The 16,355-nt window shown below is 70.7% G+C and carries 11 protein-coding genes and 1 pseudogene; 3 read left to right on the forward strand and 9 right to left on the reverse strand.

Annotation, left to right across the window (positions count from 1 at the left end):
- Nucleotides 1-7 precede the first annotated feature (7 nt).
- The 6 genes and pseudogenes from ACX114_RS21890 to ACX114_RS21915 form a co-directional block, all read right to left on the reverse strand.
- Entirely contained in the window at nucleotides 8-1,237 is a 1,230-nt protein-coding gene (locus ACX114_RS21890; protein ID WP_459287450.1) for an ABC transporter permease, read from the reverse strand.
- Between the two features lie 4 nt (nucleotides 1,238-1,241).
- Nucleotides 1,242-2,479 (reverse strand): annotated as a pseudogene (locus ACX114_RS21895) (ABC transporter permease).
- A complete protein-coding gene (locus tag ACX114_RS21900; protein WP_459287452.1) occupies nucleotides 2,476-3,237 on the reverse strand; it encodes an ABC transporter ATP-binding protein in 762 nt (253 codons plus the stop codon). The pseudogene ACX114_RS21895 and the gene ACX114_RS21900 overlap by 4 nt, the downstream one beginning before the upstream one ends.
- Nucleotides 3,234-4,487: an efflux RND transporter periplasmic adaptor subunit gene (locus tag ACX114_RS21905; protein ID WP_459287454.1), complete on the reverse strand. Its 1,254-nt coding sequence runs from the start codon at nucleotides 4,485-4,487 to the stop codon at nucleotides 3,234-3,236. Before ACX114_RS21905 ends, ACX114_RS21900 begins: the two co-directional genes overlap by 4 nt.
- The gene (locus ACX114_RS21910; protein WP_459287456.1) at nucleotides 4,484-5,809 is read right to left on the reverse strand and encodes a TolC family protein; all 1,326 of its coding nucleotides are present in this window, start codon (nucleotides 5,807-5,809) and stop codon (nucleotides 4,484-4,486) included. The genes ACX114_RS21905 and ACX114_RS21910 overlap by 4 nt, the downstream gene beginning before the upstream one ends.
- Nucleotides 5,806-6,504, reverse strand: a complete 699-nt coding sequence (locus tag ACX114_RS21915) for a YIP1 family protein (RefSeq protein ID WP_459287458.1) — start codon at nucleotides 6,502-6,504, stop codon at nucleotides 5,806-5,808. Before ACX114_RS21915 ends, ACX114_RS21910 begins: the two co-directional genes overlap by 4 nt.
- A gap of 216 nt (nucleotides 6,505-6,720) precedes the next feature.
- Here ACX114_RS21915 and ACX114_RS21920 point away from each other — a divergent pair, with 216 nt between their 5' ends.
- Both ACX114_RS21920 and ACX114_RS21925 read left to right on the forward strand, forming a co-directional pair.
- The gene (locus ACX114_RS21920; protein WP_459287460.1) at nucleotides 6,721-9,318 is read left to right on the forward strand and encodes an AAA family ATPase; all 2,598 of its coding nucleotides are present in this window, start codon (nucleotides 6,721-6,723) and stop codon (nucleotides 9,316-9,318) included.
- Between the two features lie 314 nt (nucleotides 9,319-9,632).
- On the forward strand, nucleotides 9,633-10,535 hold the full coding sequence (locus ACX114_RS21925; protein ID WP_459287462.1) for a Rossmann-like and DUF2520 domain-containing protein: 903 nt from the start codon (nucleotides 9,633-9,635) through the stop codon (nucleotides 10,533-10,535).
- Nucleotides 10,536-10,580: 45 nt separating this feature from the next.
- Here ACX114_RS21925 and ACX114_RS21930 read toward each other — a convergent pair whose 3' ends face one another.
- Entirely contained in the window at nucleotides 10,581-11,906 is a 1,326-nt protein-coding gene (locus tag ACX114_RS21930) for a hypothetical protein (RefSeq protein WP_459287464.1), read from the reverse strand.
- A gap of 89 nt (nucleotides 11,907-11,995) precedes the next feature.
- On the opposite strand from ACX114_RS21930, the gene ACX114_RS21935 reads away from it, so the two are divergent.
- The gene (locus ACX114_RS21935) at nucleotides 11,996-15,112 is read left to right on the forward strand and encodes a hypothetical protein (RefSeq protein WP_459287466.1); all 3,117 of its coding nucleotides are present in this window, start codon (nucleotides 11,996-11,998) and stop codon (nucleotides 15,110-15,112) included.
- On the opposite strand, the gene nadD is transcribed toward ACX114_RS21935, so the two are convergent.
- Together nadD and ACX114_RS21945 are read right to left on the reverse strand one after the other, a co-directional pair.
- Nucleotides 15,109-15,669, reverse strand: coding sequence for a nicotinate (nicotinamide) nucleotide adenylyltransferase (gene nadD / locus ACX114_RS21940; protein WP_459287468.1), 561 nt, complete (start codon nucleotides 15,667-15,669; stop codon nucleotides 15,109-15,111). The genes ACX114_RS21935 and nadD overlap by 4 nt on opposite strands.
- Before the next feature lie 10 nt (nucleotides 15,670-15,679).
- Nucleotides 15,680-16,354 carry a hypothetical protein gene (locus ACX114_RS21945; RefSeq protein WP_459287470.1) on the reverse strand — a complete coding sequence of 225 codons (675 nt, stop codon included), beginning with the start codon at nucleotides 16,352-16,354 and terminating at the stop codon, nucleotides 15,680-15,682.
- Nucleotide 16,355 lies beyond the last annotated feature (1 nt).

The raw sequence follows: 16,355 nt of genomic DNA on the forward strand, positions 1-16,355 counted from the left end.
CGGCTCCCTACTCCGCGCGCATCGCCTCCACCGGATCCAGCCGCGCCGCGCGCGACGCCGGGTAGATGCCGAAGATGAGCCCCACGCCACAGCTCATCCCCAGGGACAGCGCCACGGCCCACGCGGGCACGCTCATGGGGAACAGCAGCACCCACTTGCCCAGGAAGACGAACCCGAAGCCCAGCCCCAGCCCCAGCACGCCGCCCACGAGCGACAGCATCACCGCCTCCGTGGCGAACTGGCCCAGGATGCGGCGGCGGCGCGCGCCCAGCGCCTTGCGGATGCCAATCTCCCGCGTCCGCTCCGTCACCGACATCAGCATGATGTTCAGGATGCCGATGCCGCCCACCACCAGCGACAGCAGGCACACGCCCACGCCCGCGAACGCGATGACCTGCGACAGCTCGTTGAAGGACGCCGTCATGGACTCGTTGGTGTGCACCTCGAAGTCGTTCGCCTCCTGCGGCGTGAGGCCCCGGCGGCGGCGCATCAGGTTCACCACTTCATCCTGCGCCTTCTGGAAGGACTCACCGTCGCGCGCCTGGATGTCGATCGCCACCGAGCGGTTCTTGCCGTAGAACTGCTGGAAGGCGCGCATGGGCACGATGGCCTGGTTGTCCTGGCTGGCCATCCCCATGACGCTGCCGCGCTTCTGCAGCACGCCAATCACCTGGAACGGCCGGCCCTGCAGCCGCACCTCGGAGCCCACCGGATTCATGCCCGGAAAGAGCGTGTCCGCCAGGTCCACGCCAATGACCATCACCGGGCGGCCATCCAGCGTCTCCGTCTCGTTGAAGAAGCGGCCGGTCGACACGACGACGCCGCTCGTCTCCAGGTACGTGGGCTCCGTGCCCAGGACGCTCACCGAAGGGGGCGTCTCCCGGAACGCCGTGGTCAGCTTCTTGCCCCACTCCTGCGACGTGGGCGTGGCCGCCCCCACCGAGGGACACGACTCCACGATGGCGCGCACGTCGTCGCCGAGCAGGTCCTTGCGCTTGGCGTACTTCGCCCAGTTGATGCGGCCGAACCCGGTGGGCCACTTCGTCACCTCGAAGGTGTGCGCGCCCAGGCTGCCCAGGTTCTTGTTCACCTGTTCGCGCAGGCCTTCAATCAGCGCCATCATCGTGATGACGGTGGCCACGCCGATGACGATGCCCACCAGCGTCAAGAGCGAGCGCAGCGGGTTGCCCAGGAACGTGCCCAGCGCCAGCCGAAGGTTGTCCAGGAAGGCCCGCATCGCCTTATTCGTAGCGGAGCGCTTCCACCGGGTCCAGCTTCGCCGCCCGCGCGGCCGGCCAGATGCCGAACAGCAGGCCCACCAGCGCGGCGAATGCCACCCCGCCCACCACCGTGCTGGGGCGCACGTCCGCCGCCAGCGGCGTCACCAGGGACACGATCTTCGCCGTGCCCAGCCCGACCGTCGTCCCCAACAGGCCCCCCACCGCGGACACGCTGGAGGCCTCCATCAGGAACTGGAGCACGATGGTGCGCTGGCGCGCACCCAGCGCCCGGCGGACACCAATCTCCCGCGTCCGCTCGCGCACCGACACCAGCATGATGTTCATGATGCCGATGCCGCCCACCAGCAGCGTGATGAGGCCCACGCCCGTGGCCACCGCGTAGAGCGCGCCGGTGAGCTGCTCGTAGGTCGCCGCGAGCGAGTCCGTCCGGTTGACGTTGAAGTCGTCCGCCTGGCCCGGCGGCGTCGCGCGCACGCGCCGCATGATGCCCACCAGCTGGTCCTCCACCTTCGCCATCTGCCCCGCGTCCGCCACGGCGATGGCGATCTGCATGGGCCGCCCCTTGCCGAAGCGTGAGTTGAAGGTCTTGAAGGGCATGAACACGGACAGGTCCATGTTCTCCGCCACGACCTTCCCCTTGCGCCCCAGCGTGCCCACCACCTGGAAGGGCCGCCCGTCGATGCGCACCGTCTGCCCCAGCGGGCTGATGCTGGGAAAGAGCGAGGCGGCCACGTCCGCGCCCAGCACCGTCACCGCCCGGTTCACCTCTTCGTCCGCGCGGGTGAGGAAGCGTCCGGACACCACCTCGTAGTTGCCGATGGCCTGGTAGTCGCTCCACACGCCGTTGATGCGCACGTTGGAGACCTGGAGGGCGCCGTGCGCCACGTCCGACATGCGCATCACCGCCGGGGAGATGGCGGTGATGAAGTCCGCCTGGGAGCGCAGCTGCGCCACCTGCTCCAGCGTGAAGTTCTTCCGGTTGCGGTAGATCCACCAGTTCCCCTTGATCATCCAGGGGTACTTGGAGATGAACACCGTGTTCGCGCCCAGCGTGGCCAGCTGCCTCTCGAAGGACGAGTTGAGCCCCTGGATGATGCCGACGATGGCGAGCAGCGTGGCCACGCCAATGCCGATGCCCAGCGTCGTGAGCACCGTGCGCATGCGGTTCGCCTGGAGGGAGAACACCGCGATGCGGTCCCCTCCAGCACGTCCACGCGGAAGACCCGCCGGAAGCTCATGCGGTGCCCGCTTGCGGCAGCACCCCGTGCCCTCCGCCCATCGCGACCTCCGGTCCCGGCCCGTCCGCGACGATCTCGCCGTCGCTCAACCGGATGGCCCGGGGGCATCTGGCGGCCAGCTTGGGCTCGTGCGTGACGAGCACCAGCGTGTGCCCCGCGCGGTGCAGCTGCTCGAAGAGCTTGACGATCTCCTCGCCGGTGGCCGAGTCCAGGTTGCCCGTGGGCTCGTCCGCCAGGAGCATGGACGGCTCCGACACCAGCGCCCGCGCGATGGCCACGCGCTGGCGCTGACCGCCCGACAGCTCGTTGGGCCGGTGGTGCATGCGGTGCGTGAGCTGCACCTTGTCCAGCGCCGCCTTCGCCCGCTCGCGCCGCTCCTTCGCGCCAATCCCCCGGTACACCAGCGGCAGCTCCACGTTGGCGAGCGCCGTCTCGCGGGGGAGCAGCTGGAACGTCTGGAAGATGAAGCCGATCTCCACGTTGCGGATGACGGCCAGGTCGTCGTCGTCCATGCGCGACACGTCCTTGCCGTTGAGCATGTAGCGGCCGCTCGTGGGCGTATCCAGGCAGCCCAGCACGTTCATCAGCGTGCTCTTGCCGGAGCCGGACTGGCCGATGATGGCCACCCATTCTCCCCGGTTGATGCCAAAGGACACGCCGCGCAGCGCGCGCACCTCTTCACCGCCCACGAAGAAGGCCCGCGTGAGCCCCTCCACCTGGATGAGGGGGCCCGCGTCCGGTGTAGGGGCCGACGTCACGACTTGCCCTTCGCCGCGGCCTTCTCCGGCTCGCGCACCACGTCCCCGTGGGACAGCTCCTTGGACAGCGTGCGGTAGGGGCCCTCCACCACGCGGTCCCCGACCTGCAGGCCCTCCAGCACCTCCAGCTCCGTGTCGGAGGCGATGCCGGTGCGCACGCGGCGCACCTGCGCCTTGTTGTCGTTGTCCACCACGAACACGACCTTGGCCAGCGCCTCCGTGCGGCGCTTGGCGGTGAGGGACGTGCCCTCCACCGGCGCCTGGTAGTCCGGCAGCGAGCGCTCCGCGCGCACCGTGACGGCCTGGATGGGCACGAGCACCGCGTCGTTGTGCGTCTCCGCGCTGATGCGCGCCTCGGCGCTCATGCCGGGGAGCACGCCCGGCGGACGCGCGTCCAGGGCGACGGTGATGGGGAAGCTCGTGACCTCGGCCTCCGTGCCCGGGTTCTTGATGGTGGCCTTCTGGGCGATCTCCACCACGGTGCCGGTGAAGGACTGGCCCTCCAGCGCGTCCAGCGTCACCTCCGCGGGCTGGCCGTACTTCAGGTGGACGACCTCGTGCTCACCCACCTCGAACTTCACCTCCATCTGGTTGAGCGCGGCGATGGTCATCACCACGTCCTCGGAGAAGTCGGAGCCGCGCACGCGCTCGCCCACTTCGCGGGACAGCTCGATCACGTTGCCGTCGATGGGGGACAGGAGCGTGGTGCGCGCCAGGTCCGTGGAGGCCTGCTCCAGCACGGCGCTGCTCTGGGCCACGCGCTGACGGGCGGCGGCGAGGCGCGCCTCGGCGGTGTCCACCACCGCCTGGGACTGCTCCACCTCCGCGGCGGACGCGAGCCCCTTCTCCGCGAGCCCCTTCACGCGGGCCAGCTCCGCGCGCTGGCGCACGGCGTCCACCTCCGACACCTGGACCTCCGAGCGGGCCGCGTCGCGCGACGCGGTGGCCTGCTTCACGGCCGCTTCGTAGTAGCGCTTGTCGATCTGCCCCAGCACCTGCCCCTTGGTGATGGGGTCGCCGTCCTTCACCTTGAGGGAGACCAGGTCTCCGGACAGGTTGGAGGAGATCTTCACCGTGGTGGCCGCCTGCACCTTGCCCGCGCCGGTGATGGTGCGGGTGATGGTGCCCTTGCGGGCCTTGGCCATCTGGACTTCCTGCGTCGGGGGCGGCCGGTCCCGCAGGCCGCCCACGGTGATGGCCACCGCTCCAAGCAACAGCGCGCCGGCGATTGCCGCCTTCCACCACGTCATTGTGATTCTCCCGGGTTCAGCGTGCCCATGGCCCGGAACAGGGCATAGCGGGCGATTTCGACATCGATGCGGCTCTGGAGCAACACCAGCTCCGCCTGGGTCAACTTGAGCTGCGCGTCTCGCACGTCCAGCGTGGAGCCGGCGCCCGCGCGGAAGCGCTCCTCCGCCAGCGCCAGGCCCTGCTGGGCGACCGCGCGGTTGTCCGTCGCGAGCTTCGCGGAGGCAATCTGTCCCTCCAGCACCTGGTGGGCGCGGCGCACCTCCGCCTCCAGCTCCCGCGCCGTCTGCGCGAACGTCAGCTCCGCCTTGCGGATGTTGACCTGGGCGCGGGCGGACTGGGCGTCCGTGTTGAAGCCGTTGAACAGGTCCCACGTCAGCGTGATGCCGCCGTTGAAGATGTTGCCGTAGCCGGGCTCGCTGAAGAACGGGCCCAGGTCCTGGCTGTTGTGCGAGTACCGGGCGGACAGGCCCACGCGCGGGATGTAGTCCCCCTGCACGATGGCCCGCTGCAGCTCCGCCACCTGCACGCGCTGCTGGAGCGCCTTGAGCAGCGCGCGGTGCTCGCGGGCCTGCTTGATGGCGTCATCCAGGGCGGGCGCCGGCGCGGGCTCCTGCTGGAACACGCCGGGGTCCACCGCCTGGAGCAGCTCCGTGCCGGGGCGCGCCAGCCACACGGCCAGCTGCACCTGGTCCGCCACCAGCTGGTTCTGGCGCTGCACGATGTTGATGCGGTCGTTGCCCAGGTTGACCTGCGCGGCGATCTCCTCGGACTTGCCCACGCGGCCCGCGGTGAAGAGGGCGCGCGCGCGCTCCAGCTGCTCCTCGCTGCGCTGCGCGGTCGCCTTGAGCACGTCCAGCGTGGCCTGCGACAGGAAGAGGTTGAAGAAGCGGCGGATGGCCTCCAGCTCGGAGGTGTCCGACTCTTCAATGGACTGGTTGCGCGTGGCGTCCACGTTGACGCCCGCCTGCTCCAGCTGCTTCCAGAGGCCGCGGTTGTAGATGACCTGCGACAGGCCCAGGGACGCGAAGTAGCTGTCCGCAGTGTTGGAGGTGGCCACCACCTCGCGCGTGACGGTCTCCGTCTCACTGATGGGGACGGTGAAGACCTGCCGGCGCCGGCCCACGTAGTCCAGGCTGGGGCCCAGGTTGAGCTGCACCTGCGGCAGGAGGCCGGAGCGCGCCACGCGCTGGTCCTCCTGGGCCACGGCGACATCCAGCGCGGCCTGGAGCGCCTGGGTGTTCTTGCGGCCCAGCTGGCGCGTCTCCTCCAGCGTGATGGGCGTGGCGGTGAGCAGCGTCGCGACGACGAGGAAGGCGCTCACTGCGCACCTCCCGCAGGCAAGCCAATGAAGAAGACGCCCACATACATGAGGTACATCACCCCGATGAGCACCAGCGCGCGCCCCAGGCGCATGCCGGTGGCGGTGGAGAAGCCCACTCCCAGCAGGCCCACGCTCCACAGGTTGAAGAAATCCACGCCCTTGAGAACGCGCTGCATCTTCGGCGACAGGCCGTCAAGCATGGCCAGGCTGGAGGGGACGAGCCGCGCCGCGCGCAGGTCGGTGAGCGAGTGCTGGTAGGCCGCGCACACCGCGTAGATGAGGTGGTACAGCGCGATGGGCAGCAGCGCCACGGAGGCCGCCGCCATCAGCTGCCCGAAGGACGCGGGCTTGTTGAAGAGCCACGCGGCGACCCAGAGGATGCACGCGAGCAGCAGCACCATCAGGGGCATCACGATGAGGCCGTTGGCGATGCCGCCCACCAGCGCCTTGCGCGACGCCGTTTGAATCTGCTCGGCGATGTCGGACTCGGACACGCTGGACGCGGTCGAGTCCGTGGGCAGGGCGCTCACGATGGAGGCGGTGGCGTCCCAGCGCAGCGCGAAGACGGTGCCGGAGATGGCGACGCAGAAGGCGAGGATGAGGAGGGGCCACAGCCAACGCCGGGCCTCGACGGCCGCGCGCGTGCCCCCCAGGGGGTCCACGAAGATGCGCGCCGGTTGAACAAGGGAGGTCATAGGGATGGGGTCTCAGGGCGGATTACGCAGCCCTCCCGGAGTGATTGCCCGGTCCCTTGAATTCAGTCGGGAAACGGGCGGGCAGCCAAACGAAATCCGGCGGCGCCCCAAGGTTTATCCTGCCTTGCATCCATCCTGTAGCGGTCTGTAGCCTAAATTTTGCGGCGGGGCGGCGGACGGTGTATTCCGCTCGGCTGGACGCTTGCCGGAGCATGAATGGTCGACAGCACGGATCTCGCCCAGGTTCTCCATGAGGCGCATGACATCGCCCGCAGCGTCGCCCAGAAGCCCACGTCGGCCCACGTGTTGCTGGCGCTCTTCACGGTGGAGAACCGTGCCCAGCTCCTCCTGAAGGAGAAGGGCGTGGACGAGGACGCGCTCCTCCAACTCATCACGGAGGCCCCGGCGGAGACGGGCAACGTGGTGCAGGAGCTGACCGCGCGCGCCCGCGAGCTGGCCAGCACCTTCCGTGCGGGCGAGGCGGACTGCCTCCACCTGCTCATCGCCATCATCCGCAAGCGCTGCGCCGCGAGCGACCTGCTGGGGCGGACGGGCCTGGACCTCATCTCCCTCTCCAACACGGCGCTCGCCTATTCCACCAGTGGTGGCCTGCCGCGTCGGCTCCAGCCGGGCTATGGCCAGGCGGTGGCCACGCGCGCGCCGGTGAGCCGTCCGGTGGGCGCGCCGCCGTCTCCCCTTCCCTCCTCCACGTTCGCGCTGAGCGTGCCGCGCCCGGCGCCCCCTCCGGCTCCGGTGATGACGCCCCCGGTGACGACCCCGCCGCTGGCCGCGCGCAGCACGCCCGCGCTGTCGCCGCGAGACCTCATCGACGTGGACGAGGACGACGTGACGCAGGACGACGTCGCGGACGTCCCGCCTCCGCCGATGCCGCGCATGGCGCCGCCCGCCCCGGTGGCCCGTGCGACGCCGCCCGCCCCTCCGCCTTCCGCGCCCGTGGCCCCCCAGGCTCCCCTGGCTCCGGTGACGCGTCCGTCCGCATCGCCCTCGCAGGCCAAGGGGCAGCCGCTGACGCTGGACGCCAAGGCGTTCCCGATGCTCACGTCGCTGGGCCGCAACCTGAGCCAGGCCGCCCGCGAGGGAAAGCTGGACCCGGTGGTGGGCCGCGCGCGGGAGGTCGAGGAGGTCATCGACATCCTGGGCAAGCGCCGCACCAACAACCCGTGCCTGCTGGGCGAGCCCGGCGTGGGCAAGACGGCGGTGGTGGAGGGCGTGGCGCAGCGCCTCTTGGGTCTGCGCGGCACGCTGGCGGAGAAGATCCTCGTCGAGCTGGACATGGCCACGCTGGTCGCGGGCACGCAGCTGCGCGGCTCGTTCTCCGAGAAGCTCAACGCGCTGAAGGAAGAGGTGCGGCGGGCCGAGGGGCGCGTGGTGGTCTTCATCGACGAGATCCACACGCTGGTGGGCGCGGGCTCCACGGGTGAAGGCCCGCAGGACGCGGCCAACGAGCTGAAGACGGCGATGGCTCGCGGCGAGTTCCCCTGCATCGGGGCGACGACGCACGACGAGTACCGAAAGTTCATCGCGGCGGACCCGGCGCTGGAGCGGCGCTTCACGCCGGTGGTGGTGAACGAGCCGTCGGTGCCGGAGACGGTGCAGATCCTCCAGGGCATCATCGGGCGCTACGAGGAGCACCACGCGCTGCGCTACCTGCCGGAGGCGCTGGAGGCGGCCGCGTCGCTGGCGAGCCGCTACGTGACGGACCGGTTCATGCCGGACAAGGCCATCAGCGTGGTGGACCTGGCGGGCAGCCGCTGCCACCGCGAGGGCAAGCACCGGGTGGACGCCGCGGACGTGGCGCGCGTGGTGGCGAAGCTGGCGGGCGTGCCGGAAGAGCGGCTCCTGATGAACGACTCCGCGCGGCTGCTCCGGTTGGAGAACGACCTGGCGGAGCGCGTGATTGGCCACGGCGACGCGGTGGTGCGCATCGCGCGGGTCATCCGCCGCAACTACGCGGGCTTCGCGTCGCGCCGCCCCATGGGCAGCTTCCTCTTCCTGGGCCCCACGGGCGTGGGCAAGACGGAGATGGCGCGGGCGCTGGCGGAGGTGCTGTTCGGCAACCGGGACGCGCTGGTGCGCCTGGACATGAGCGAGATGTCCGAGTCCCACGGCGTGTCGCGCCTCATCGGTTCGCCCGCGGGCTACGTGGGCTTCGGCGAGGGCGGGCAGCTCACGGAGCCGGTGCGCCGCCGGCCGTCGTCGGTGGTGGTGCTGGACGAGATTGAGAAGGCGCACCGCGAGGTGCAGATGCTGCTGCTCCAGGTGTTGGAGGAGGGGCGGCTGACGGACGGCAAGGGCCGGCACATCGACTTCTCGAACACGGTCATCGTGATGACCACGAACCTGGGCGCGGAGGCGTTCAGCCGCACGGGCCGCGCGGTGGGCTTCGGCGCGGCGGACGCGGCCGAGGGCAAGGCGCTGGACATGGCGTCGGACACGGCGCGCAAGGCGCTACCGCCGGAGCTGTGGAACCGCATCGATGAGCGGCTGCCGTTCCGTCCGTTGGCGGAGCAGGAGGTGGCGAAGATCGCCACGCTCATCCTGGCGGAGAGCAGCAAGCGGCTCGCGACGGAGCGCGGCATCGTCTACACGGCGGGCACGGACGTGGTGGGGCACCTGCTCAAGTCCGGAGGCTTCGACCCGATGCTGGGCGCGCGGCCGATGCGCCAGGTGGTGCAGCGGCTGGTGGAAGGCCCCCTGGCGGAGCGCATCCTCTCCGGCGAGTTCGGCGCGGGAGACCGCGTACGCGTGGCCGTGCAGGCCGGTCAACTCCAGTTCGCCCGGGACGCCGCCTGACGGTGGCGCGGCAAGGCCGGAGCAGCACCGTTCGCTCCGAGCCCGTGAATCCGGCGCGTCCTCGCACGAAGGGCTCGCGAAGCCGGCCGAAGCTGGATGCCTCGGCTCTTGCTCCGACGGCACGAACCGCTCCGGTCGCATCGCGAAGTCAGCCGGCTCGTGAGGCGTCGGCTCCCGCTCCGATGGCACGAACCGCTCCGATGGCATCACGAAGTCAGCCAGCGCGTGAGACGTCGGCTCCCGCTCCGATGGCACGAACCGCTCCGATGGCATCACGAAGTCAGCCAGCGCGTGAGACGTCGGCTCCTCCCTCGATGACCCGCGATGGCTCCGTGGCCCCGAGAGGCCAGCCCGCGCGGGGCAAGAAGACGTCCGCGACGGCGAAGGCGAAGCGCGTTCCCGTGGTCATCGTCGGAGCGGGGCGGCTTGGTGGCGCGCTCGCGTTGGCGTTGCAGGCGAAGCGGTGGCCCGTGCGCGTGTACTCGCGCGACGACGCGGGCCGTGAGCGCGCGCGGGCCCTGGGACTGAAGCCCGCGACCCCGGCGGACCTGAAGAAGGCTCGCGTCTGCGTGCTGTGCGTTCCGGACGCGGCGGTGCCGTCGGTGTCCGAGTCCCTGTCACGCGAGCTCCCACGCACGGTGGCGCTGGTGCACACCGCGGGCGCCCTGCCCCTCTCCGCGCTGGGTACGCAGCAGGGCCGCGCGGTGGGCTCCTTCCATCCGCTCTGCGCCGTGTCCTCCGCGAAGGACTCGCTCGCGGGCCACACCGCCGCGATCAGCACGCGCTCCCCTGCTCTGCGCGCCGTGCTCCAGCGCATGGCGGAGGACGTGGGCTTCGCGATGTTCGACGTGCCGGAGTCGCACCGGGCCGCCTATCACGCGGGCGCGGTGCTGAGCGCCGGTGGACTGGTGGCCCTGGCGGACGCGGCCGTGGGCGCACTGGGCGCGGCGGGCATCGATCCCGAGGCGGCCTTGAAGGCCCTGCTGCCGCTGATGCGCTCGGCGCTGCGAGGCATCGAGGCGCGCGGTCTCTCGGGTGGGCTCACCGGCCCCATCGTCCGGGGGGACGCGGGCGTCGTCGCGGCGCACCTGGCGGCCCTGCCCACGGACATCGCACCGCTCTACGCGCAGCTGTCGCGGCGGGCCCTGCGGCTGGCTTCGGATCGGCTCCGCCCGGAGCCCCGTGCCGCGCTGGAAGCCCTGCTCGCGAAGAAGTGACGGCGCGCGTCCCGGTTGCCCCGGACGCGCGCCCGTCTCACCTGACTAGGTGAGGATGATGCGCGGGCTCTGCAGCGCGCGGCGCACGATGGCCAGCGCCTGCTCGGAGGCGGCCTCGGCCTCCGTGAGGCGGCGCAGGCAGACGTCGCCGCCCACCGCCACGGAACGCTTCAGGTCCGCCAGCAGCGTCAGCGCCGCCTGCAGCATCTCCTTGCCCTGCGGAGACTCCGCGGCCGGCTTGCCCGCCGCCTGGGACACGTGCGCCGTGAAGCGCTGCACCGCGTCCATGGTCGCGTTCGGGTCGTACTTCTCCAGCATCGGCTTCAGCCGGTCCGGGTTGATGCGGATGAGGCGCAGCGCGCCGACCTTCTGGAAGGCCGGGTGCACCAGGCCGATCTCCGACATCTCGAACGCGCCCAGCAGGCCCTCGTCCGGCGCGCGGTGCGAGTGCGGCACCACATCCACGAAGAGCGCCAGCGGATCCGCGCCCTGCTTGAACGCCTCCAGCTCGTCGTCATCCAGCGGCGGGAAGCTCGCGGGCGTGCCGATGAACAGCAGCGGCAGCACCACGTCGTGCCAGAACTCCTCCGGCGCGGAGCCCGTGCCGCCCACCGTCGCCACCAGGTGCGTCAGCAGCTCCGCGAGCCGCGGGGCGCGCTCGGCCTGATCCGCCAGCGACTTGCCCTGCTCCATGCGCTGCAGCGACGTGACGATCTGCCCCTCGAACTGCTGGCGGGCCTCCGGCGGCAGCGGCGGCTGGGTGCGGCCCAGCGCGTCACGCACGTCGCGCGCCAGCGCGTCCGTCTTCGCCTCGAGCGCCTGCTTCGTCTTGGCCGGATCCACCACGATGAACTGGAGGAAGCCCGGGTCGAACAGGCGCTGGTAGTCCTGCGGCCCCAGCCGCTGGGGCTGACCGCCGCCCAGGGCCTGCGCCGGGTTGGTGCCGAACTTCACCTGACCCAGCGAGCGGCGGATGTCGGCGGCCAGGTCGTCCAGCCGCGTCAACTTGCCCTGCGCCAGCGCGTCCATCACCGCCCCGAACGGGGACAGCATGATGATGGCCTCGGGGAAGCCCAGCGAGGCGCCCTCCGGCGAGTCCCGGTTGGGGAACCAGAACGCCTGGTGCTCGGAGATGAGGCGCAGCGCGAAGCCGCCCGCCAGGCCCAGCGCCGCGCCCTGGTGGTTCGGGTTGTTCGGGTCGAACCGGCCGCCCAAGAGCTGGATGACCGTCTTCTCCACGTCCGCCCACGGCGCCTTCGTCAGGTCGACCGGCGCGCCGCTGGCCTTCTCCAACGCGGCGGAAAGCTGGAGCTGCGCATTGTGGACGTGCTGCGGAACGGGGAGCCCCTGGGGCTCGGCGGGTTCGGTCATGGGAAGGTTCCTGTGAGGAATGCGACGCGTTCCCTTATCGTGAAAAACGCGCTCCTGACTACGATTTGTGGTCGGTAGGATGCTCGGCCATGTCAGCTTCTCGCGGGCCTGCCCGCCAGCCCGCCATCCTCGCTTGTCTCCTGCTGCTGACATCGGGGTGTGCTTTCGTCGCACCCCGTTTTCCGCAGAACGTCCAGGCGTCGTTCGCCCGGGACGACATGCACAAGCTGACCACGCGGTCGATGGAGCTCTACTACCCGGCGCACCTGCGCGGGACGGCGCTGCGGGTGGCTGCCCGGATGGAAGGCTGCGTGGAGCGGCTGCGCACCGACGCGTGGAGCAAGGCCGAGCGCAAGCGCGTGCTCGTCTACCTGACGAGCGCGGACTTCAACAACGCGTACGTCCAGTCGGAGTTCGCCAGCACGCCGCAGCAGATGGTGCTGCCGCAGCACATGACGCTGGAGCAGTTCAACCTGCTGGGTCTGGGTGAGACGGACATCGGCGACGTGGCCTGTCACGAGTCCGTCCACTACGTGCAGATGCAGCAGGTGGGCGGCCTGTGGAACGTGCTGAACAAGGTCACAGGCGGCCTCTTCCAGCCCAACATCTTCACCGAGTCGTGGTTCCTGGAGGGCCTGGCCACCTACTACGAGGGCCGGCTGGGCAAGGACACGGGACGCCCCCACAGCCCCGTGTGGCGCGGCTGGTGGGAGGGCGCGGTGCAGGCCCGCCGGGGCGAGCTCAACGCGGGCTACCTTTCCCCGGAGAACCGCGCGCTGGATCCGTTCGGCGGCAACTACCTGAGCGGCATGAACTTCGTGGAGTACCTGGCGAAGACCTACGGCGAGAAGCGCCTGTGGAAGCTGGTGGACGAACAGGGCAACTCGCTGTTCCCGCCCATCGCGGTGACGCTGCGGTTCAAGCGGGTGTACGGCAAGGACATCGGGTCGCTGTTCAGCGAGTTCGAGCAGAGCCTCCAGAAGAACCTCCAGGTGCGCGAGCGCCCCGCCACGCAGCAGGTGCTCGTGCGGGACGCGGGCTACTTCTCGCGGCTCGTCGCGAACCCGGCCGACGGGAGCACCGCGCTGGTGAGCGTGGGCCGTGAAGACATCACCCACCTCACCGTGCGCGAGCGCGACGGCCGCGAGCGCTTCAGCCGCGCGCTGGTGCAGCTGCTGCCGGGGCGCCGGTGGGTGGTGGCCAGCCCGTCGCTGGTCAGCGGCATGACGTTCAGCCGGGACGGCCAGTGGCTGTACCTGGTCAGCGCGGACGTGGACTCGGTGGGCAGCTACACCGGGAAGCTGTGGCGGGTGGACGCGCGCACGGGCGACGTGGTGCGGCTGTGGGACGACCTGGTGGGCATGGGCGGCGACGTGACGGCGGATGGCCGGTCCTACGTGTTCGTGGAGGTGAACGGCGACGCGGCCAACCTCGTTCGGTTGGACCTGGAGAGCGGTCAGCGCGAGCGGCTGACGGACTTCAAGGCGCACACGGCGCTGGGCACGCCCGTGACGTCACCGGACGGGGGACGGTACGTGTTCCCCATGAACGGCGCGGAGGGCTGGGACCTGGTGCTGCGCGAGCCGGACGGTTCACTGCGCTGGCTCACGCGAGACGGCCTGTTCAACTACTCGCCCCGGTGGCTGGATGAGGACCACCTCGTCTTCCTGCGCGAGCACGAGGGCCGGCTCCAGGCGCACGTGATGACGGTGTCCACCCGGCGCATCGCCCGCGTCACCGACGCGCCGCTCCTGGTGCTCGACGCGGCGCCCGTCGGCGGAGATGCCGTGGCCTTCCTCAACCGAGACGGCATCAACTTCACCGTGGACCGCGCGCCCCTCACGGAAGCCCTGGCCGAGCTGCGCGCGACGCCCGAGGTGCCGGCCGAGAGCGTCGCGACCGCGTCAGCTCCCGACACGGCGGCCACGACACAGGCCACGGACGGCCAGGACGGCTTCGTCTCCTTCCCCGGTCAGCCCACGACTCCGGCGGATGCGCCCACGCAGACCGCTTCCGAAATCGCCTCGGCACCGGTGGCGCCGCCGCCCCTGCCGGTGGATCCCGCCCATGACGTGGACGCGCCCGTGACGCCTCCGGCCGTCGTCGGCCACGCGGTGGACGTGCTGAAGGACGAGCCGTACTCGCCGCTCGAAGGCTTCTTCATCCCGAACTACCGCGTCCCCTACTTCTACACGGTCCCCAACGACGTCGACGAAAACGACCCGTACTTCGCGGGTGGCATCTCCATCGCGGGCCAGGACCGGCTGGGCTTCAACGCCTATGCCCTCACGCTGACGTACGACTTGAAGGAGAAGCAGCCCGGCGTGTCGTTCGCGTACGGCAACGCGATGCTGTCGCCCTTCTACATCCAGGTCTCCGCGTCACGCCTGCGCGAGAACGAACGCACGGACCTGCAGGCCACCGCGTTCGCGTCCCGCACGTTCTGGACGACGCCCGTGAGCTTCGGCGTGCTCGCGCTCGACCGCCGCTTCGACGCCACGGAGCGCCGTCCGGCCATCACCACGCGCCTCATCGGACCGGAGGTCGCCGCGTCCTACTTCGCCGGCGAGGGCACGTCCTACGGCGGCACGCAGCGCGGCCTGGGCCTGTCCGTGAGCGGCGGCGTCTTCCCGAAGGCCTTCACGCTCGACTCCACCGTGGGCGACGTGCGCCTGGGCGTGGATGGCTACCTGGGCGGCCTGCCCTTCACCGGCAAGGACAACCTCCAGCTCTCCGTCGCGGGACGCGCCCTGCCCGGCGCGCCCACCGAGTTGCTGGAGGTGGGCGGCATCGTCGCGGGCCAGGCCTTCTTCCTCAACCGCGACAGCACCACGGAAGGCGGCCTGCCGCTCCAGCTCCAGCCGGGGCTCGCCTTCAGCGAGTACCTGCGCGGCTACGAGGACCACACCTTCCGCGCGCGCAACGTGCTGCTCGCCAACGCGCGCTACCGCTACCGCTTCATCATCGACTACGGCTGGGCGTCCACGCTGTGGGTGCTGCCGTCGCTCTTCGTCAGCCAGGTGGAGCTGGACGCGTTCGGCTCGCTCGCGCGCACGGACAACCGGGACAATCACGGGGCGGTGGGCGGCTCCGCCACGCTGCGGCTCACCGTGGGCCAGGCCTACGCGCTCTCCTTCTTCTACCAGTACGCCCACCGCTTCGATGACGGCTTCGGCGACCTGCACCTCATCGGGATGACCTTCTAGCGAGGCCCGCGAAGGCCATAGAGGCCTTCCTCGCGCGCCACCTGGAGCACCGCGGAGGGCACCAGCTCCGACGGCTCCAGGCCGCGCGCCAGTTGGTCGCGCACCTGCGTGGAGGACACCTCCGCCAGCGGCGGCCCCACCGTGTCCGGCGCCGGGTAGCCCGCGCGGTAGAGCACCAGGACGTGCGCCATCCGCTGGATGCGGTCGAAGTCCTTCCACTGCGGCAGGTCCCTCAGGATGTCGCTGCCGATGATCAACGAGAAGCGCGTGTCCGGATGGCGCTCCACGAGGTACGCCAGCGTGTCCACCGTGCGTCCGCCGCCGCCCAGCTCGCGCTCCACCAGGCTCGTCTGGAGCCAGCCGGACGTCTCGCGGCAGAGCGCTTCACACATGCGCACGCGCGCCTCGAAGGGCTCCAGCTGCTTGCCGAACGGATGGTGGAACGTGGGCATCAGCCACACGGCGTCCACGCCCTGCGTCGCGTGGACGTAGGAGGCCGCCATCAGGTGGCCCACGTGCGGCGGGTTGAACGAGCCTCCGAGCAGCGCGACCTTCACGGCGGGCCTCTTATTTGACGGTGAGCTTCGTCGAGCGCGAATCGACCTGCAGCACCCGGGGCGGCAGCACCAGGTGCCCATCCAACCGGAACGCGGAGAAGCTCAGGTTGCGCTCCGCCTTCTCCAACAGGCCGCACGTCTGCTCCGCGGCCCCCACCAGCCGGCCCGGCGTCACGAAGTAGCGCGGGCCAATCTGCACCACCGCCGGCTCGGACTCCTTGCCGTGGATGAACACCTGCGCGTTGAGCAGGTCGTCGCGCACCAGGTCGTTCTTGTCGTGCACCACGCAGCAGAGCGTGTCCCCCACCAGGTCCATGGCCTTGTTGGCCACTCCCGGGTCCCGGTACGCCAGCGAGTCGCGCTCCGGCACGCGCACGAAGCGCTCCATCACCAGCCGCCGGTCGTCCTCGGACGCCAGGTCCGCGGGAGCCTCACGGGACGCGGGCGTGCGCCCGAGCCCGTCCTGGGGCGCCACCAGCCACTGCGTCACGTCCGCCAGGAAGTCCGCGTCCGAGTACTCGCGCCCGCCCCGGCTCTTCTTGCGGCGCCACAGCACCCACTCATCCAGGTCCGTGTAGCGCGCGCCGCAGAAGAGGAAGCGCCGGGCGCCCTTCGCGCGCAGCAGCTCGTAGGCCGCGTCGAAGGCGTCCAGGTCGCCATGCGTATCGGAGAAGACGCCAATCACG

The sequence above is a fragment of the Corallococcus sp. M7 genome (genome assembly GCF_054512695.1).